We start from the raw sequence: 20,421 nt of genomic DNA on the forward strand, positions 1-20,421 counted from the left end.
GGGGCAGGCAAGGCGGAAAAAGCGCTAGTTTACAAGAAGTCACCCTGGAGTGCTTAGAAATCCTGGGGGCTCAATAATTGACAGTTACTGGTATAATCCGCAACCAATTGCATTTAATCACCCCTCGAGCCAAACCGCAGCCGCTAAGCCAAGCAACGACGGAAGGCTAACTATAGGCAGAAACCACCATGAGACCAGATTGGGACGAATACTTTATCGATATGATGGATACCGTGGCCAGCCGCGCTACCTGTGATCGTGGCCGCTCTGGCTGCATCATCGTCAAGGATAGACGCATTATATCCACTGGTTATGTGGGTTCCCCTTCCGGATTGCCCCACTGTGATGAGGTAGGCCACCTGATGAAACAGGTGATCGACGAGGATGGCACCACCCGCCAGCACTGTGTACGCACTATTCATGCAGAGCAAAATGCCATCTGCCAGGCCGCTCGCCATGGCATCCCCCTGGAAGGCAGCACACTGTACTGCACCATGGAGCCCTGCCGCGTATGTGCCATGCTGATTATCAGCTGCGGCATCAAACATGTGGTAGCAAAGAGCCGCTATCATGCTGCGCAGGAAACCCGTGAAATGTTTGCCACAGCTGGCATCACCTTAAAGGTGATGGAAGATTCTGTAGAAAATTACGCTAACCAGTAACTGGCTTATCACCCTCCTTTATATCTAAGTCGCATATTTCGACAGATCTGGCCCTCTGAGCTATAGCTTAATAATTAGGTTGAGCTCGGAGATCGCCATGAATCCGTTCGCAGATAAGAGCCTGCTCTTTAAAGCCGGCACCATCACTGGTGCTATTTTTCTACTGATTATTGTCGGGCTAAGCGTCTATATCCCCAGTCAGCTGGAGCAGGCCGCTGAAACCCAAGCTGTTCAGTCTGCTCAGCGCACAGTCACTCAGTTTAAACAGGTACGCGGCTATTACACCGCCAACGTAATCAAACAAGCTAAAGCCAGCGGGGCTTTGACACCTCACTACGATCATGCCAATGACATTGCTCGTATCCCGCTACCAGCGACGATGATTCATGAACTTAGCGAACGCTTTGAGCAGCAGGGCACCTCGTTAAAACTCTACAGCGCCTATCCCTTTCCCCACCGTCGGGGTCGTCAACTGGATGATTTTCAAAATGCCGCCTGGGAAGCGTTGAACAACAGCCCCAAGCAGGCCTTCAGCCGCCGCAGCATAGTTAACAATGAACCCGTTATCCGTGTTGCTATGGCCGATACCATGCAGGCCGAAGCCTGCGTCGCTTGCCACAATTCTCACCCGGAAACCCCAAAAACCGGTTGGAAGCTTGGGGATGTTCGGGGTGTACTGGAAGTTCAAATTCCTATTGGTGAGCAGTTGGCATTAAGCCAATCCCTGGGCTGGAAAATTTCCGGTCTGCTGATTGTATCGCTGCTGATCATTCTCGGCGTACTGACGTATATATTCCGCACCTTGATTGGCTCGCGCCTGGACCATATGCGTGATGCCCTACAGGCTATTGCAAGTGGTAAAGGTGATTTACGTCACCGTCTGGACGACAGCCGTAACGATGAAATCTCTGATGTTGCGCGCACGTTTAACCAGTTCCTTGATGGTATGAAGATGATGGTGGGTTCCCTGAACGAACAGGCCCAGGAACTGTTTAACGCTTCCAATGTACTGCGAACGGCGGCCAAGGAAACCCGAGAAGGAACAGAAAGACAAGACAGCGAAACCGAACAAATTGCCAGTGCCGTTAACCAGATGTCAGGAGCTGCAGAAGAAGTTGCCACTTTGGCAACAGAAACTTCGGGGCAAGCCCAACAGGCAGCAGAAACTATTCAACAAGGCCGACAAGTGGTGACACAATCCGCCAGCTCCATCGATAAGCTAGCCAAGGATATTCAAGTTACCACAGAGGTGATCAGTACACTGGAAGCCGATAGCGCTGATATTGGTTCTGTACTGGATGTGATTCGCGGCATTGCCGAACAGACCAACTTACTCGCGCTAAACGCAGCCATTGAAGCCGCCCGTGCCGGTGAACAGGGCCGTGGTTTTGCGGTAGTTGCCGATGAAGTGCGCACCCTGGCAAGCCGCACGCAAAGCTCCACGGAAGAAATTCAACAGATGATTGAAAAGCTGCAAGGCGGGGTAAAAAATGCCGTGCAAGCTATGGAACAAGGCGGGCAGCAGCTGGAAATCAGCCTCAAACAATCGGCAGAAACCCATGCAGCCATGGAAGCGATTGCCACCGCCATGGAAGAAATTCACACGATGAACAGCCGCATTTCCGACGCCGCCAGCAGCCAGAGCTCCACCACCGACGAGATAAACCGCAATATCACTCAGGTATCGGAAATATCACAAAGCTGCGCACAAAATGCCGCCGAGAGTGAACGGGCGGCCAATACGCTGGCGGATAGTGGCGATAAAATCGCGAATATTTTGAGCCGCTTTAAGATCTAGTCGTCACTGATCTCAATCGCGGGGCCCTGGGCATCCACTGCACCCTGCACACATAACTGTGCGGCAAACTTGCGGGCAATGTCGCGGTAGGTTTGTGCGATTGGGCCGTCGGGCTCGGCAACTACACTCGGGCGACCGGCATCGGCATTTTCACGAATGGATAGATCCAGCGGCAAGGCGCCCAACAGTTCGGTTTGGTAATCCTCGGCAATACGTTTGCCGCCACCTTCACCAAATATATGTTCCTCATGGCCGCAATTGGTACAAATATGGGTGGCCATATTTTCCACCACCCCCAGTACCGGGATATTCACTTTACGGAACATCTCCACGCCTTTTTTGGCATCCAGCAGCGCAATGTCTTGCGGGGTAGTGACAATCACAGAACCGGTAACCGGTACCTTCTGAGCCAGGGTTAACTGAATATCACCGGTGCCCGGCGGCATATCGATTAACAGGTAATCCAGATCCTGCCAGTGGGTTTGGGTCAGCATCTGTTGCAGCGCACCACTCACCATAGGGCCACGCCAGATCATTGGGGTTTGCTCGGTTACCAGATAACCCATAGAGATGGACTGCACACCGTAACCTTCAATCGGCAGCATGACCTTGTTGCCATGGATCTCCGGGCGTTTGTTACCCACACCCAGCATTTGCGGAATACTGGGGCCGTAGATATCTGCATCCAGTACACCCACATCCGCGCCTTCTGCAGCCAGAGCCAAGGCCAGGTTTACCGTGGTGGTGGATTTACCCACACCACCTTTTCCGGAGGCAACAGCAATAATATTCTTCACACCGGGTACAGCAGAAGTGTTGTTTTGAGGTTGATTAGCAGCAATCAGCCAACCAATATCCACAGCCACTTCTTCCACACCTTCCAGCTGTCGCACGGCACTCCACACCTGCTCGCTCAGTTGCTGCTGAATACCTGCAGCCGGGTAGCCCAGCACCACGGCCAACTCCACCTTGCCACCGTTAATCTGGATATCCTGAATGGCCCCCAGGGATACCAGATCCTGCCCCAGATACGGGTCTTTGATCGAGCTTAAAGCTTGTTTAACGGCATCTTGGGTCAGACTGGTCATGGTGTATTCCTATAATTACCTCGGTGTCAGGCGGTCATAATAAGGCCATATTTGGAAAAACCAAGTGCGGTACTGGGTTTTTACAGCCCGATAAGGGCCAAAAGCCCTGTATATCCCCTAAAAAAGCGGCCACAAAAATGCTATAGTGCCCCGCTTTTTTTAGCCTCGCCCTAATTTTAAGAGTAGATGACGGATACTATGACTGAGCGCCGCAAAATTCTGGTCACCAATGCACTGCCATACGCTAACGCAGCCTTGCACCTGGGCCACATCCTCGAATACACACAAACCGATATTTTTGTGCGTTTCCAACGATTGCGCGGCCACGAATGTCACTATATGAGTGCCGATGACGCTCACGGTACCGCCATTATGCTGCGCGCCGAGGAGCGTGGAATCTCGCCCGAGCAACACATCGCCGAGATGAAAGAGCTGCACGAAGCCGACTTCCGCGACTTCCTGATCAGTGTGGATAACTATCACTCCACCCACAGTGACGAGAACAAGGTCCTGTCTGAGCTGATCTACACCCGTCTGCGCGACAACGGTCATATTGCCAGCCGCAACATCACTCAGGCTTTCGACCCGGAGAAACAACTGTTCCTGGCAGACCGCTACATTAAAGGCAGCTGCCCTAAATGTAAGGCCGAAGACCAGTACGGCGATAACTGTGAAGCCTGTGGCGCGACCTACTCCCCAAGCGAGCTGATTAACCCGAAATCCATGATTTCCGGTGCTACACCTATCGAGAAGGAGTCCGAGCACTTCTTCTTTAAGCTGCCCGAGTTCGAAACCTTCCTCAAAGAGTGGACCCGTTCAGGCACCCTGCAACCGGAAGTGGCTAACAAGCTGTCTGAGTGGTTAGACACTGGCCTGCAAGAGTGGGACATTTCCCGCGATGCGCCTTACTTCGGTTTTGAAATTCCCGGTGAGCCCGGTAAATACTTCTATGTATGGCTGGATGCTCCTATTGGCTATATGGCCAGTTTTAAAAACTACCTGTCTAAAAAAGGCGGCGTAGATGTGGATGCAGTCTTTAATGAGTTTTGGGGCAAGGACTCCACAGCTGAGCTGTACCACTTTATCGGCAAGGACATTGTGAACTTCCATGCCCTGTTCTGGCCATCCATGCTCAGCTCTGCCCAGTTCCGCACGCCAACCAAAGTGTGTGTACACGGCTTCCTGACCGTTGATGGCAAGAAGATGTCCAAGTCCCGCGGCACCTTTATTAATGCCCGCACCTACCTGGAACACCTGAACCCGGAATACCTGCGTTACTACTTTGCCGCCAAACTGAGTGGCAGCGTGGACGATCTGGATTTGAACCTGGAAGACTTTGTTCAGCGCGTAAACAGCGATCTGGTAGGTAAAGTAGTTAACATTGCCAGCCGTACCGCCAAGTTTATTCAGAAAGCCGGTGGCAACCTGTCTGCCAATATTGATGACGACGCCCTGTGGCAGCAGTTTGTCGACGGCTCTGCAGTGATTGCCGACTATTACGAAAACCGCGAATACGGCAAAGCCATGCGTGAAATCATGGCCCTGGCTGATGCTGCCAACGAATACATTGCCGCCAAGGCCCCATGGAGCCTGGCGAAAGAAGAAGGCAACGAGCAACAGGTACTGGATATCTGTACCCAGGGTATCAATATGTTCCGCGCCCTGCTGACTTACCTGAAGCCCGTACTGCCTGAGCTGACCGAGAAGGCCGAAGCCTTCCTGGGCGAAACCCTGAGCTGGGAGCAGGCACCAAGCTTCCGCACCGGTGATGCAATCAACAAATTCAAGCCACTGCTGACCCGTATCGAGAAGGACAAGGTTGATGCCATGGTAGAAGCCAATAAACAGGCTCTGGCAGCTGCACAACCCCAAAAACAAGGACAGCAGGAAGAAGCAAAAACCGCTGACAGCGAGCTGGCAAAAGACCCAATCGCCGATGAAATCAGCTTCGATGACTTCGCCAAGGTCGATTTGCGTATCGCCCTGATTAAAGACGCCCAACACGTGGAAGGCGCCGACAAACTGCTGCAACTGACCCTGGATCTGGGTGGCGAGACCCGCAACGTCTTCTCCGGCATCAAGAGTGCCTATAAGCCAGAAGACTTGGTGGGCAAGCTGACCGTAATGGTTGCCAACCTGGCACCACGTAAGATGAAGTTCGGCATGTCCGAAGGTATGGTGCTGGCTGCAGGCCCCGGTAAGAAAGAGATCTACCTGCTGGAGCCACACGAAGGCGCCAAACCTGGCCAGCGCGTGATGTAAGACACTTGCCGCTGAGGCTCAAACAAGCAGAGCGAGCATTCAGCGGCAAAATCTCTTCTGAGATCAAAACCTTTATCGGTAAACAGCCCTTATCGATAAAATCGTTAAGCTACTGCGACTTTAACCATTTAACCTGTAAGGCTATCCGCCGGTAAAATACACCCAGCCTGATACCTAAAAAATGGGATAGCTCTATACCTCTTAGAGCTAAGCCTATAGAGAAAGAAAACCATGACTGACTTTGCCGTGATTCTGCTCAGCACCATTCTGGTCAATAACTTTGTCCTGGTGCAGTTCCTGGGTTTGTGTCCCTTTATGGGCGTATCCAACAAGCTGGAAACCGCTATCGGCATGGGCGGTGCCACCACCTTTGTACTGACCCTGGCCGCCATTGCCAGTTACCTGGTACAAACCTATATCCTTGCGCCGCTGGGCCTTGAATACCTGCGCACCATCGCCTTTATTCTGGTAATTGCTGTGGTGGTGCAATTCGCCAAGATGTTTATCGAAAAAACCAGCCCGCTGTTGTACCGCGTATTGGGGGTATTCCTGCCTCTGATTACCACCAACTGTGCCGTGCTGGGTGTAGCCCTGCAAAACACCGCCAAGGCCCACACCTTTGTTGAATCCACCCTCTACGGCTTTGGTGCTGCACTGGGTTTCTCCCTGGTACTGGTTCTCTTCTCAGCCATGCGTGAGCGCCTGGCAATAGCCGATGTACCTGTACCCTTTAAAGGCGCTGCCATTGGCATGATCACCGCTGGCTTGATGTCTCTAGCCTTTATGGGCTTTGCTGGATTGGTATAGGGCAGACGATAAAGATGATTGAGTTTCTGATTCAAAACCCGTTTCTCAGTGCCGTTGTTGCACTGGTAGCGCTGGCACTGATATTCGGTGGCATCCTGGGCTTTGCCGCCGTGCAGTTTAAAGTCGACGGCGACCCCATTGTTGACCAGCTTGATGCCCTGCTACCACAAACCCAATGTGGCCAGTGTAGCTACCCAGGCTGTCGCCCTTACGCCGAAGCCATTGCCAATGGCGATGCCATCAACAAGTGCCCTCCTGGCGGCCAGACCACCATTAACGCCATTGCCGACCTGCTGGATGTTGAAGCCCCAGAGCTGGACGAAGAACACGGCGAAGAATCGGATGTGGCCAAAGTGGCCTACATCCGCGAAGACGAGTGTATTGGCTGCACCAAGTGTATTCAGGCTTGCCCCATGGACGCCATCCTGGGTGCCGCCAAACAAATGCACACCGTGATTGTGGATGAGTGCACCGGCTGTGACCTGTGTGTTGAGCCCTGCCCGGTAGACTGTATTGATATGGTACCGGTAGAAACCACCCTGGGTGACTGGAAGTGGAATCTGCCTACCCCTAGCCACGAGTTGGCTATCGATATTATCGCGACTGATCGCGCCTCAACCGCAACACAAGGAGAGGCCGCGTGAGTCAGTTGCCACAAAACCAAATTAAAGTCTGGAACCTGCCCGGTGGCGTTCACCCGCCGGAAAACAAAGAACAGTCCATGCAGTTACCACTGGGCGAAGTATCCCTGCCCAGCGAGATGGTGTTCCCGGTTAACCAGCATATTGGTGCCCCGGCCGTTGTGTGTGTAGAAGTAGGCCAGCGTGTTCTGGCCGGTGAAATGATTGCCAGCCCCAAGGGCCCAGTCAGTGCAGCCATTCACGCCTCCACCTCCGGTACGATTAAAGCGATTGAAGAACGCACCCTGCCACACCCTTCCGGCATGAGCGGCCCCTGTATTGTGCTGGAGCCGGACGGTAAGGATGAGTGGATAGAGTTCACCCCGTGCGACGATTACACCCAACAGGAAAAAACCGAGCTGCTGGATAAAATCCGCAACGCCGGTATTGCCGGTATGGGTGGTGCAGGTTTCCCTGCGGCGATCAAACTTAATCCCCGTGCGACCGACACCATTGATACTCTGATTATCAACGGCACCGAGTGTGAGCCTTATATCACCGCCGACGATATGCTGATGCAAACCCGCGCCGAAGATATTGTGGCGGGCACTAAACTGTTAGCACACCTGCTGGGCAATCCTGAGAACGTGATTATTGGTATCGAGGACAACAAACCCGATGCCATTCGCGCCGTGTATGAAGCTGCACAGGGCACCTCCGTCCAGGTTGCTCACTTCCCCACCAAATACCCCTCCGGTGGCGAGAAGCAATTGATTCAAATTTTAACCGGCAAGGAAGTCCCTTCCGGTCAGTTGCCTGCCAGCATTGGCATTGTGCTGCAAAACGTCGGCTCAACTGTTGCCATTCTGGAAGCCGTACGTGACGGTAAACCTCTGGTAGAACGTATTACTACTGTTGTGGGTGAATCCCTGGAAACCCAGCGCAACGTTACCGTACGTTTGGGCACACCGATTAGCCATGTATTAAATGAGCACGGTTTTAATCAACAACAAGTTGCTCGCCTGATTATGGGTGGCCCCATGATGGGCTTTGCGCTGGAAGGCGACGACATTCCGGTGGTGAAAACCACCAACTGTGTGCTGGCTCCTTCGCGCGATGAAATGCCCGATGCACCGCCATCGCTGGCCTGTATTCGCTGCGGCATGTGTGCCGAAGCCTGCCCAGCCAGCCTGCTGCCACAGCAAATGTACTGGTACGCCCAGGCACAGGATCTCGATCGCCTCGAAGCCCACAATATTATGGACTGCATCGAGTGTGGTGCCTGTTCGTTTGTGTGCCCCAGTAATATTCCGCTGGTGCAGTATTACCGCGCCTCCAAAGGCGCGATTCGTCAGGCGGCCATTGATAAAGAAAAATCTGATCGTTCCCGTCAACGTTTTGAATTCCGCCAGGAACGTATCGCCAAGGCCGAAGCCGAAAAAGAAGCCAAGCGTTTGGCCCGTAAGAAAGCGGCTGAAGAAGCCAAGAAAAAGCTCGACGCAGAAAAAGCCAGTGGCGCAGCCGCACCTGGAGCATCCGATGTAGTTGCCGCAGCCGTTGCCAGCGTACAGAACAAAGACGTATCGCCAGAAGAGCAGAAAGCCAAACTGGAACGCGCCCTGGCAAGCGCCCAGAGTCGTTTGGAAAAAGCCAAAACCCGCTGGGAAGAAGCCGAAGACGACCGCAAAGACCAACTGGAAGCCCGTGTTAAACAGGCTGAAGTGAAAGTTAAAGATGCCGAAGCCAAGCTGGCCGATTTCGATAAAGGTAGTAGCGCCGAAACCACTGCAGCCGTCGATCCTAACGACCCGGTAGCGGCAGCCATTGCCCGCGCCCAAGCCAAAATGAGCATGGCGCCGGACGAGAAATTAAAGTCCAGCATTGAGTCCCTGCAAAAACGTTTAGACAAGGCACAGGAAAAACTCGAAGCCGCTAAAGCCGAAGGCGCCGACACAGTAGATGCGCTGCAAGCCGGTGTGGATAAACTGCAAGGCAAAATTGCCGATGCAGAAAAAGAACTCGCCGAACTTACGCCTTCGACACCTCCTGCTCCAGCAAGCGAACCTGCACCACAAGAGATGGATGCTGCGAGCGCCGCCATTGAGCGCGCTAAAGCCAAAGCTGCCGCGCAAGCCAGCATGTCACCGGAAGAAAAACTGCGTGACCAGGTTGCCTCGCTGGAAAAACGTGTTGCCAAGGCGGAAGAAAAGCTTAATGCCGCCAAAGCTGAAGGTAGTGATACCGTTGATGCCCTGCAAACCGGTTTCGACAAACTGCAAGCCAAGCTGGAAAACAGCAAAGCGGAGCTAGCAAAGCTAGCACCTGCTGAACCTGAGCCAACACCAGAACCAGCACCAGCACCAGAAATGGACGCCGCCACCGCTGCGATTGAAAAAGCCAAGGCCAAAGCTGCTGCCCAAGCCAATATGAGCGACGAAGAAAAACTTCGCGACCAGATTGAATCTTTGGAGAAGCGCCTGAAGAAAGCCCAGGATCGTTTGACTAAAGCGGAAGCCGAAGGTGACGACAATGTTGATGCCTTCCGCACCGGTGCAGAAAAATTGGAAACAAAGCTGACTGAAGCCAAAGAAAAACTAAGAACGTTAAGCTAAAAATCAGCACGCCATTCCCGCGAAAGCGGGAATCCAGTGTGCGAAGTGCATTAACCGAAGACAGCACTTAACTAGACTAACGAGATAAACTTGTTGTCCAACTCAGTGCCACAAAACTGGATTCCCGCCTACGCGGGAATGGCAATGTACTTTGATACCCTTCTGCGGAAGGTAACAAAATAGAGATTACCCAAGGACCAAACTACCCAATGGCCTTTATCAAACAAACATCCCCCCACGCCCATAACAAGGCTGCGGGTATTAGCCAAACCGGCGATGTGATGCGCCTGGTCGCCCTGGCGACTATTCCAGGCTTAATCGCCCTGAGTTATTTCTTTGGCCCCGGCACACTGATTAATGTCGTCATGGCCGCAACCATGGCGATGGGTTTTGAGGCACTGGTTTTAAAACTGCGTAATCGTCCTATCGCTTTCTATCTGCAAGATTACAGCGCCCTGGTCACCGGCGTTCTATTGGGCCTGGCTCTGCCGCCCTACTGCCCTTGGTGGATTGTCGCCATCGGTGTTTTCACCGCGATTGTCATGGCCAAACACCTCTACGGCGGCATGGGTTACAACCCTTTTAACCCCGCCATGGTGGGTTATGTCGTTCTGCTGATTTCCTTCCCCATTGAAATGACCCAATGGGCGGCTCCACGTACCGTACTGGCCGAAGGCCAAGCACTGGTAGGCCCCATCTCTGCATTGGGTCAAATCTGGTTCGGCCAGACTGTGGATGGTTACACCGGCGCCACGCCACTGGATTTATTTAAACAAAATACCGGCTTCCTGGTTGAGCACTTCTACGCATCAGAGCCAACCTTTAACACCGCCCGCTGGGCTGGCGCCGGTTGGGAATGGGCCAATATCGGTTTCCTACTGGGTGGCTGCTTCCTGCTATACAAACGCGTATTTACCTGGCACGCACCGGTAAGCATGCTGTTTACCCTGGCATTAATGTCTGCGCTGTTTTACGACGGCGGTAGTTCTACCAGTGGTGGTTCACCTCTGCTGCACCTGCTGTCTGGCGCTACCATGCTGGGCGCCTTCTTTATTGTCACCGACCCAGTCACCTCCGCGGTATCCAATAAAGGCCGTATGATTTATGGCGCAGCCATCGGTATTTTAATTTACGTCATTCGCGTCTGGGGCAACTACCCAGATGCGGTTGCCTTTGCGGTACTGCTGATGAACTTTGCCGCCCCGTTTATTGATTACTACACCTTGCCGCGTACCTATGGTCACACAGAAGTTCGCAAGGCTACGGAGAAGAAAGACTGATGTCTGACGACACATCTGAATCAAACAAAAAACTGCTCGGCACCTCCATCAGCACCAACAGCTTGCTGTTGGGCCTGTTTGCTCTGGTAACTGCGGCTGTACTGGCCGGCACGCAAATGGGCACCAAAGACCGTATCGCCGCCGAAGAACGCAAAGCCGCACAAAAAGCTCTGCTGCAAATTGTGCCGCTGGAACGCCACAACAATGATTTGCTCGTCGATACCATCACCATTGCCGAAGAGCACTGGGAATTGCTGGGCCTGAAAGACGGCGGTGAAATTAATATCGCCCGCGATAATGCGCAAGCCGTTGCCGCAATTATTCCCGCAGTTGCCCCCGATGGTTACAGCGGTGATATCCGTATGATTGTCGGTGTAAATGCTGACGGCAGCGTCGCCGGTGTTCGCGTACTGGTACACAACGAAACCCCAGGCCTGGGTGATAAGGTAGACTTAAAGAAAAGCAATTGGATTTTAAGTTTTAACGGCAAGTCCCTGCAAAACCCCAGCGCAGACAAATGGGAAGTACACAAAGACGGTGGCGAGTTTGACCAGTTTACCGGTGCCACCATTACACCACGCGCGGTTGTGCGTCAGGTACGTAAAACCCTGGAATATTTCGCTGAAGCTAAGCCTCTAGCCATCGAAGCACAGCCCTTAGCAACCCAAGACGAACAGCATTGATACGAAAACTATATTGATACCAAGACTATGAGCGTCGATTACAAAGAAATTAGCAAAAACGGCCTGTGGGATAACAACCCCGCGTTAGTGCAGCTATTAGGTCTGTGCCCTCTGCTGGCAGTCAGTGGCAGCGTGGTGAACTCACTCGGTCTGGGCTTGGCAACCATTCTGGTATTGGTCGGCTCCAATATCTCGGTATCCCTGATTCGTAAAACCGTCAGCGACGCCGTTCGCCTGCCTGCGTTTGTGATGATTATCGCCTCCTTCACCACCTGCACCGAACTGCTGATGAAGGCCTTCACCTACGAGCTGTATCAAATCCTGGGTATCTTTATCCCCCTGATCGTAACCAACTGCGCCATCCTCGGCCGTGCCGATGCTTTTGCCTGTAAAAACAAAATCATCCCATCCGCCGTCGACGGTATTATGATGGGCCTGGGCTTCACGCTGGTACTGGTCGCCATCGGCGCTATCCGCGAAATTCTGGGCAGCGGCACTCTGTTTGCCAATATGCACCTGCTGCTGGGCCCTATGGCCGAAAACTGGACCCTGAACCTGTTCGGCGACAACTACCGTGGCTTCCTGGTAGCCATCCTGCCACCGGGCGCCTTTATCGCTACCGGCTTCCTTATTGCTATTAAGAATATCATTGATGCCGAAGCAGAAAAGCGTGAGAAGGCACGCAAAGCAGCGGCAGGCCCGGTAGAGAAAGTCAGCAAGCGGGTTCGCACCACTGGGCATATCAGCTAAGCTTAAAGGAAGACTCGTCACGCTGTTTAAACGGGGCTGTATAGCCCCGTTTTGTATTTTCAGGATCAGAAAATGAGCAAACAAGACACGCCTAACCAGCCCGATACCGCTGAAACAGCCATTAACCCCATGGACTTCAGCAAGTCCATTCAGATGCTCTATCCCACCCCGATTATCCGTCATCACTTCGATGACCTGGAGGGAGTGAACGCTGAAATCCGAGACCTGCTATTGGCGAAAGAAAAAGAGCATCCCGAGTGGCGTACCGGCGCAGCACAGAAAAGTAATGTCGCCGGCTGGCGCTCCCGCGACGACCTGTTGAAATGGGAAGACCCCAACATCAATAAAGTGGTTGATCGGCTTGTTAACGCTATCGCCTTCCTCAACGCCAACCGTCCAATGAAGAAAGGTACCAAGCAAAACAATATGGATGTGTTCGGCTGGGCCAATATCAATCGCACCGGCCAATACAACACTGCCCATATCCACCCGGGTTATCACTGGGGTGCGGTCTATTATGTCACCACAGGTAAACCCGATGAGACACTAGCGAAAAATGGCATGCTGGAATTTCATGATCCTCGCCCCGCAGCCGCTGCCATGGCTGTCCCCGGTTATGAGTTTGGCAATAAATTTGATGTACGCCCCAAAGCTGGAACGCTGGTGGTATTTCCTGCGTGGTTAACACACGCGGTGCATCCGTTTTTTGGGGAAGAGGAGAGGATTTCGATTGCGTTTAATGTTCGGGTTAGGCCTTAGACATTACACAACCTTATAAGAAGAACGGCGCTGTAAAGCGCCGCTCTTCTTTAAACTAACCTCTACCCTCAAAAAAGATCTAAGTTTTAAGCCCTGCAAAAACTCCCTAAAGATAATTAAGTTTTTGATACAGAAAACAATCTTAAGCATTTTCCTTCTCCAACAAGACTACCGTACACCAATCTAACAAAGCATTAGAAGCCAGCCACTTTTAACGAAATCCTACTTCGTAAACGTAACTGATACTGCTCTTCCCGGGAAGAAGACCGGCCCTCTACCATAAGGAAAATATTCTCTCCACTCAAAGGTAGTAACATTGTCTGCATCATCATAACTAATTGATGTCGCACCACTAGGGCTCAATTCAACACCCTCAAATTCAATAGTAGAAAAAGGAACCTCAGCACTATAGTCTCCTTGTAGAGCAAGTATAAAATAACTGCGACCAATATAAGATGTAACACCAATCACACTGATAGAAGTTGAAAACAGATCTAAACTCGATAAGCTTCCTCCTACCCCCCCCATAAAATTGGGAGCTGTTCCATCTGACATACCATAAATTCTAGAGTAACGACCACTCCCAAAAACCGGCAGAGAAAACACATCAATTACAACCTCCAGATTTTCCCATTTCAAAGGATCTAAAGGATAGCCATCAGCATTATCTCCAACCCCATCTCCATCTGTATCTTTCCATTCAGTAAGATTTAACGGAAACTCATCCAAATTATCTCCAAAGCCATCTCCATCAGAATCCACCCACTCTTCAGCATCATATGGAAATGCATCCGAAGAGTTGGCATAACTATCACCATCAATATCCAGATCCGACACGTTTCCAACCTCATCTAGATCGAGATCCAAAAACTCCAATGGATTCTCAGGAAATACATCTACACTATCAGCAAAGCCATCACCATCTTTATCAGTCTCACCAATAGAAAGCACTGCGATCCTGTTATTTAAGGGAGAGGCCAGATAAAGATTATTTCCTCCGGCTCCCAACACAAGTGATTCAACATCCTCCAAATAGTTGACCACCGCCCCAAATCGATCACTACCATTTTGAACAACACTCTCAATTCTGCTAAGGGTATCATCTAAATCATTTCTATAAAACACAGATAATTTCCCACCGCCTCCATTGTCAGAAATAGAACATGATTCAGCACGACTAGAAACATAAAACAGTTTTCGAGTGTTATTAACCTCAATAGCATTAACGTTGGAAAGACCAGAAGCTACTCTGCCCAGAGAATCGCTATCACCTTCAAAAGTTTCGTTTATTAGTTGAAAAGAGAGCCTTTCGACACCGCCATCATTAACAACAGCGTAATTATAGATTCTAAATACAGCTTGAGAACCAGCAGTATAGGTCTGAACATAAAATTCATTATTTTTTGAAGAAAATTCAATAAAACTATCTTCATATCCAACTAAATCCCCCCCACCTGTAAAATGTGTACTTTCTATAGGGTTAAAACTACCGTCCAAATTATCAATAGTTGAGAATTTTATTGTCGCATCTGACTGAAGCACTCCAACCAAGCCACCATCAAAGCTAATTGTCATATAGCGATTATCATCACAAGTTTTAGGCGTAACATTAAAGTTATCTAAAACTTCTAATTCGCCATATCCTTGATGACGTAAAGAAGTGATTTCCCCCCTTGCCTCTCTATAAATAAGCACCTGCCCATTCTTATTAGAAACAAGAATCTCATCTTCATTTCCACCTACTGTAGAAATATCTATCTTATAATCTTCTTGAGAAATAAAAGACAAACTTCCTGAAGTCTTATCAACTCTGAATGTTTTTACATACCCCCCATTAAGAGCAAACAGATATTTTCCATCATCTGAAAGCCCTATATCAACACGACCTTCAGAGAAAGAAGATTCACTTTGCACATGCGAAATTAGGCTTCCAGTTTTTTGAAATACAGAAACAAGCCCATTACCACCAACATAAATATACCTCTCATCAAAACTTACCGCCAACGAATAAGGACGAGAAATTTCTGCAGTAGTAAGGGTTTTACCCTCAGCATCTATGTCACCCAATCCAATCGAAACCAAATGTCTAATACCATCTAGCCCATTAGGGTTTCTATTTAAATCATATTCCTCATAGTTTGAAAAAGCATCATTATCAGGATCGGAAACAGCATCACTGGAATCTAGAGGGTTTAACTGATAAACAAACTCAAACGCGTCATCAATTCTATCAAAGTCTGAATCTGGATTAGAAGGATCAGTACCAATGGAGAACTCCTCACCATTTGTAAGCAAATCATTATCATCATCAGCTATAGCATCACTAGCATTCAAGGGATTCATGCCATAAAGAATTTCCCATTCATCTGAAAGACCATCATTATCATCATCTGCATCGGCATTATTCCCAATACCATCTCCATCAGAATCAATAGCTTCAGAAGCATTTAGCGGGAATGCATCGCTGACATCAGCAACACCATCATTATCGTCATCTAAATCTGCATTATTACCGACACCATCACCATCTGTATCTACCGACTCTGAAGCATCTGACGGGAAGGCATCTACAGTATCACTAACACCGTCATTATCATCATCCGTATCAGCATTATTGCCGATACCATCAGCATCGGTATCTATAGACTCAGAAGCATTTAATGGGAAAGCATCGCTGGTATCGGCTACACCATCATTATCATCATCGATATCTGCGTTATTACCGATACCATCATTATCGGTATCAATAGTTTCTGATGCATTCAGTGGGAAAGCATCACTGGAATCATCAACTCCATCATTGTCATCATCGGTATCAGCATTATTACCAATACCATCCCCATCGGTATCCAATGCTTCGGATGCATCTAATGGGAATACGTCTGCATCATCATTAACGCCGTCATTATCATCATCGGTATCAGCGTTATTACCTATGCCATCGTTATCGGTATCGATAGCTTCACTGGCATCCAACGGGAAAGCATCAGCACTGTCGAGAACACCGTCATTATCGTCATCAGTGTCAGCATTATTACCAATGCCATCACTATCAGTATCGATACTTTCAGTGGCATCTAGCGGGAAGACATCACTGACATCATCAATACCATCATTGTCATCATCGGTATCAGCGTTATTACCGATACCATCGCCATCTGTATCAATACTTTCACTGGCATCCAGCGGGAAGGAATCAGCGCTATCCTGAACGCCGTCGTTATCATCATCCGTATCAGCGTTGTTACCAATACCATCGCTATCGGTATCAACACTTTCAGCAGCGTCGAACGGGAAGGCATCAGAAGTATCTGCACTGCCATCATTATCATCGTCGGTGTCAGCATTGTTGCCGATACCGTCATTATCGGAATCTATAGTTTCCGAGGCATCTAACGGGAATTGATCACTGGCATCATCTACACCATCACCATCATCATCGGTATCAGCATTATTACCAATTCCGTCGTTGTCGGTATCGAGGGATTCTGAAGCATCAAGCGGGAAGGTATCGCTGGCGTCTGCAACACCGTCGTTATCATCATCAGTATCAGCGTTGTTTCCGATACCATCGGCATCGGAATCTAGAGCTTCCGAACTATCTAATGGGAAGACATCTTCAGCGTCGTTAACGCCATCACCATCATCATCGGTGTCAGCGTTATTGCCAATACCATCGGCATCAGTATCGATAGTTTCGCTGGCATCCAGCGGAAATAGATCACTGGTATCGGCAACGCCGTCATTATCATCATCGGTATCCGCATTGTTGCCAATACCATCATTATCCGTATCAACAGATTCTGCCGGATCCAGCGGGAAAGTATCGACATTATCATCAACACTATCGCCATCATCGTCTGCATCAGCGTTATTACCAATGCCATCGTTATCGGTATCGACATATTCTGAAGCATCTAACGGGAAGGCATCACTGCTATCGGCAACTCCATCATTATCATCATCGGTGTCGGTACTATTGCCAATTCCATCACCGTCGGTATCAAGTGAATCAGTCGGATCTAACGGGAAGGCGTCACTAACATCGGGAACACCATCATTATCGTCATCAGTATCAGCGTTGTTACCAATACCATCCCCATCCGAATCTACTGATTCACTGGCATCATATGGGAAGGCATCACTAGCGTCTGTAACACCATCGTTATCATCATCGGTATCAGCGTTATTGCCTACGCCATCACCATCGGAGTCTTGCGATTCAGAGGGGTTATACGGAAAGCTATCGGCAATATCCGGTATACCGTCATTATCATCATCGGTATCGGCATTATTACCGATACTATCATTGTCAAAGTCGCCGGACTCATTGGCATCCAACGGGAATTCATCACTGGCATCAGGAACACCGTCGCTATCATCATCGGTATCTGCATTATTGCCAATTCCATCACTATCGGTATCGAGATACTCACTGGGGTCTAGCGGGAAGGCATCGCTGACATCCGCTACAGTATCATTGTCATCATCTGTATCGGCATTGTTACCAATGCCATCCACATCAGTATCTTCAGATTCCGAAGCATCCAATGGGAAGGCATCACTAGTATCCAACACCCCGTCGTTGTCATCATCGATATCTGCATTATTGCCAATACCATCAGCATCGGAATCGATAGACTCTGAAGCATCTAACGGGAATGCATCACTGGCATCAGCAATACCGTCATTATCATCATCCGTGTCGGCATTATTACCTATACCATCAGCATCTGTATCAAGTGTTTCGTTAGGGTCATTCGGGAACGCATCATTTAGATCGGGTGTACCATCGCTATCTGTATCCAAATCAAATGAGGTGAATAGAATATTGTCTATCCAAGCTGAATCCTGCCCCAATGCATCCAGTACACTTTTTTGGTAACGCCAACTTAGGGTGTGCATTCCCGCAGAAAGTGTCACAACATAGGTATCCCAATCCTGGTTACCGGATACCTTGTGCTGTTCAACACCGTCAATCAAAAATACCAGTTCATCCTGGCCTGACTCACTATCTACCTTATGATCGAACCTAAACTCACCGCCGTCGAACAAGGCCGTCATTTCTATTGATGTTTGTTCAGTATCACCAATGGCACCCGCCCGTAAACTAAAGTCACCTTCAGCGCTTTCATCATTAACCACTTGCCAGTTGGCACTGCCTGATAATACCCAACCTGCTGGTAAAGCTTCGTCTTCCAGGCTTGCTATATAGGTTTCTAATGCAGAAGGAATTGATCCAGAATCAAATACATCGGTGCCATGAACCAGCTCCAGGAGATTATCAAAGCTATCATTATCAATATCGCTGTCGCAGGCATCTCCCATACCATCCGCATCTGTATCTGTTTGGCTTGCATTCGGCTCTTCCAAACAGTTATCCGATGCGTTAACAATACCGTCGTTATCCAAATCAGCATTTGCCTCTAGCGGTGCATCAACGACCGTAATGTTGTAGCTGCCTAGAGCCAACAGCCCTGAGAGATCCGCATCGGCACGAACGGTTACATCTGTAAGGTTAGTGGCAAGTTCCAGACCGGAATAATCCGTTACGAGTACCTGCCCCACATCTAAACTGGTTAGACTTTCTATATCGGCTTGGGTGATTTTGGAATATGCGGCATGCCCTAACTGGCGATTGATTGCGGCGTGTAAACGCTCATCGGCAATAGTAATAACGGGGGCACTGGCAAGTGTATTCAAGCCAAGAATATGGGCCAGAGCGGTAACGGCATTGGCTGTCGCCAGGGTATCGCCCCAATCCCCTTGTGAGACCTGTCGATTTAGAAGCTCTGTAGCCAAATTATCGACTACAGCATCATGGCCACTGAGTTTATACAGCGCCAGTGTCACTCTTGCTAAGGTTACCGGGTTTAAAGAGGCTAGATCGACACTATCAATATAGGTTTTTGCAGCGTTAACCGAATCCGTTACACCGGTACCTGTTGGTACATCCGCAAGCGCCAGCAAAACTTCGGAGGTAATCCACGGATGACTGCCGCCTGATTCAGCTGTCCCCCAGCCGCCATCAGGCAATTGATTAGCCACTAGATAGGTCAAAGCAGCGCCTCGATCACTGATACTGCCGCTTTCATGAAAGGCTCGTAATACTAAGGCGGATTCTAATGGGCTGCTGTAGTAACCCTTACTTAGCCCCCAGCCAGGTTGTTGGGTTTCACGTTTGGCAGTTTGGATAGATACTAAATCTGGAGAAAGGTTATTACCTCGCTCATTCAGAGCCAGGATTTTTCGTGATGTGAGGTCTGTGTTATGTGCGCTATGATTTTCGAGCCATGCAAGGCCGGAGTAATAGCTGCCATTACGTTGATTAGCGGCCCTAAGAGCTTCAATAGATGCTGCTGTATATACATAATCCAAGCCCCCTCCTGCTGCCCATCCACCCTCGCTAAGGCCCTGCTGTACTTGCAAGATACTAATAGCAGATTCAACTGAAAGTTTAACGTCCGCTTCATTAAGGGCTTTAGCGGGATTAGAAAATGAACCCAACATCCCATAAGCCACTAAGATTCTGTACAGCTTCCTACGCTCAAAAAACATAAAACTATCCCTAGCCACCAAACCCTTAAAAGTAGCTTATATTTATTATTAAATGACCCTACCACTAAACATTCAGAACAAAAATGAGAGACTTAAGGGTCAATTAAATAAACAATCAACAGAAGTAATGTAAAAAGAATAAAATTCAATAAATACTTCCGTACATATACTTTAAACTTCGAGTGTTTCTCAACCCCATCAACTTCTTTGATGATTTTAGAGTCCTCATAATGATAGAAAGAAGTTCCATCAGCGTTATAAGTTTCAAGGTTATCCCCTCTAACCCGTGCATTTAAACTATCTGCTAACCGCACTAAAAACTCCAATGTCTCTTGCGTTGGATTAACTGCCCACACTCGACCATCATAATAAGAGACACTGAACTTATTCCCGGAAATTTCATTTAAAACAGAAACAAGATTACCCGAAATCCTAAAAGCGTAACCTGCCAATGATTTAAACGCTTCCTCAAGTTCTTTATCTGTAAATACGCTATTCGTAGAAGACCTAATAAGATTAACGTGATATCCCATTTTTATTAC

At 49.3% G+C, this 20,421-nt stretch carries 13 protein-coding genes; 10 read left to right on the forward strand and 3 right to left on the reverse strand.

What is annotated here, in order from left to right; genetic code table 11:
- Nucleotides 1-188 precede the first annotated feature (188 nt).
- The gene (locus tag ACGHZ6_RS18940) at nucleotides 189-662 is read left to right on the forward strand and encodes a deoxycytidylate deaminase (protein WP_390615591.1); all 474 of its coding nucleotides are present in this window, start codon (nucleotides 189-191) and stop codon (nucleotides 660-662) included.
- A 97-nt stretch (nucleotides 663-759) separates the two neighbouring features.
- Entirely contained in the window at nucleotides 760-2,460 is a 1,701-nt protein-coding gene (locus tag ACGHZ6_RS18945; RefSeq protein ID WP_390615592.1) for a methyl-accepting chemotaxis protein, read from the forward strand.
- On the opposite strand, the gene apbC is transcribed toward ACGHZ6_RS18945, so the two are convergent.
- Entirely contained in the window at nucleotides 2,457-3,548 is a 1,092-nt protein-coding gene (gene apbC / locus ACGHZ6_RS18950; protein WP_390615593.1) for an iron-sulfur cluster carrier protein ApbC, read from the reverse strand. The genes ACGHZ6_RS18945 and apbC overlap by 4 nt on opposite strands.
- A gap of 198 nt (nucleotides 3,549-3,746) precedes the next feature.
- Between apbC and metG the strand changes: the two genes are divergently transcribed.
- The 8 genes from metG to ACGHZ6_RS18990 all read left to right on the forward strand — a co-directional run bounded on the left by metG (nucleotide 3,747) and on the right by ACGHZ6_RS18990 (nucleotide 13,321).
- On the forward strand, nucleotides 3,747-5,810 hold the full coding sequence (metG, locus tag ACGHZ6_RS18955) for a methionine--tRNA ligase (protein WP_390619189.1): 2,064 nt from the start codon (nucleotides 3,747-3,749) through the stop codon (nucleotides 5,808-5,810).
- Between the two features lie 231 nt (nucleotides 5,811-6,041).
- Nucleotides 6,042-6,617 carry an electron transport complex subunit RsxA gene (rsxA, locus tag ACGHZ6_RS18960; RefSeq protein ID WP_390615594.1) on the forward strand — a complete coding sequence of 192 codons (576 nt, stop codon included), beginning with the start codon at nucleotides 6,042-6,044 and terminating at the stop codon, nucleotides 6,615-6,617.
- Nucleotides 6,618-6,631: 14 nt separating this feature from the next.
- Nucleotides 6,632-7,261 (forward strand): electron transport complex subunit RsxB, encoded by a 630-nt coding sequence (gene rsxB, locus ACGHZ6_RS18965; RefSeq protein ID WP_390615595.1) that lies wholly within the window; start codon nucleotides 6,632-6,634, stop codon nucleotides 7,259-7,261.
- Nucleotides 7,258-9,849 carry an electron transport complex subunit RsxC gene (gene rsxC / locus ACGHZ6_RS18970; RefSeq protein WP_390615596.1) on the forward strand — a complete coding sequence of 864 codons (2,592 nt, stop codon included), beginning with the start codon at nucleotides 7,258-7,260 and terminating at the stop codon, nucleotides 9,847-9,849. The genes rsxB and rsxC overlap by 4 nt, the downstream gene beginning before the upstream one ends.
- Before the next feature lie 209 nt (nucleotides 9,850-10,058).
- On the forward strand, nucleotides 10,059-11,129 hold the full coding sequence (gene rsxD, locus ACGHZ6_RS18975; protein WP_390615597.1) for an electron transport complex subunit RsxD: 1,071 nt from the start codon (nucleotides 10,059-10,061) through the stop codon (nucleotides 11,127-11,129).
- Between the two features lie 32 nt (nucleotides 11,130-11,161).
- Nucleotides 11,162-11,812: an electron transport complex subunit RsxG gene (gene rsxG / locus ACGHZ6_RS18980; protein ID WP_390619190.1), complete on the forward strand. Its 651-nt coding sequence runs from the start codon at nucleotides 11,162-11,164 to the stop codon at nucleotides 11,810-11,812.
- A gap of 27 nt (nucleotides 11,813-11,839) precedes the next feature.
- Nucleotides 11,840-12,562, forward strand: coding sequence for an electron transport complex subunit E (locus ACGHZ6_RS18985; protein WP_390615598.1), 723 nt, complete (start codon nucleotides 11,840-11,842; stop codon nucleotides 12,560-12,562).
- Nucleotides 12,563-12,634: 72 nt separating this feature from the next.
- Nucleotides 12,635-13,321, forward strand: a complete 687-nt coding sequence (locus ACGHZ6_RS18990; RefSeq protein WP_390615599.1) for a 2OG-Fe(II) oxygenase family protein — start codon at nucleotides 12,635-12,637, stop codon at nucleotides 13,319-13,321.
- Between the two features lie 222 nt (nucleotides 13,322-13,543).
- On the opposite strand, the gene ACGHZ6_RS18995 is transcribed toward ACGHZ6_RS18990, so the two are convergent.
- Nucleotides 13,544-19,699 carry a thrombospondin type 3 repeat-containing protein gene (locus ACGHZ6_RS18995; protein ID WP_390615600.1) on the reverse strand — a complete coding sequence of 2,052 codons (6,156 nt, stop codon included), beginning with the start codon at nucleotides 19,697-19,699 and terminating at the stop codon, nucleotides 13,544-13,546.
- Between the two features lie 272 nt (nucleotides 19,700-19,971).
- Nucleotides 19,972-20,412: a hypothetical protein gene (locus tag ACGHZ6_RS19000; RefSeq protein ID WP_390615601.1), complete on the reverse strand. Its 441-nt coding sequence runs from the start codon at nucleotides 20,410-20,412 to the stop codon at nucleotides 19,972-19,974.
- Between the last annotated feature and the right edge of the window lie 9 nt (nucleotides 20,413-20,421).

The organism is Maricurvus nonylphenolicus (assembly GCF_042854845.1).
In the GTDB taxonomy this organism is placed as follows: Bacteria; Pseudomonadota; Gammaproteobacteria; order Pseudomonadales; family Cellvibrionaceae; genus Maricurvus; species Maricurvus nonylphenolicus.

Excerpts from the sequence above, each read along its gene's own strand:
- ACGHZ6_RS18940 (WP_390615591.1), top strand. The coding sequence starts at position 189 with ATGAGACCAGATTGGGACGAATACTTTATCGATATGATGGATACCGTG.
- ACGHZ6_RS18945 (WP_390615592.1), top strand. The coding sequence starts at position 760 with ATGAATCCGTTCGCAGATAAGAGCCTGCTCTTTAAAGCCGGCACCATC.
- apbC (WP_390615593.1), bottom strand. The coding sequence starts at position 3,548 with ATGACCAGTCTGACCCAAGATGCCGTTAAACAAGCTTTAAGCTCGATC.
- metG (WP_390619189.1), top strand. The coding sequence starts at position 3,747 with ATGACTGAGCGCCGCAAAATTCTGGTCACCAATGCACTGCCATACGCT.
- rsxA (WP_390615594.1), top strand. The coding sequence starts at position 6,042 with ATGACTGACTTTGCCGTGATTCTGCTCAGCACCATTCTGGTCAATAAC.
- rsxB (WP_390615595.1), top strand. The coding sequence starts at position 6,632 with ATGATTGAGTTTCTGATTCAAAACCCGTTTCTCAGTGCCGTTGTTGCA.
- rsxD (WP_390615597.1), top strand. The coding sequence starts at position 10,059 with ATGGCCTTTATCAAACAAACATCCCCCCACGCCCATAACAAGGCTGCG.
- ACGHZ6_RS18985 (WP_390615598.1), top strand. The coding sequence starts at position 11,840 with ATGAGCGTCGATTACAAAGAAATTAGCAAAAACGGCCTGTGGGATAAC.
- ACGHZ6_RS18990 (WP_390615599.1), top strand. The coding sequence starts at position 12,635 with ATGAGCAAACAAGACACGCCTAACCAGCCCGATACCGCTGAAACAGCC.
- ACGHZ6_RS19000 (WP_390615601.1), bottom strand. The coding sequence starts at position 20,412 with ATGGGATATCACGTTAATCTTATTAGGTCTTCTACGAATAGCGTATTT.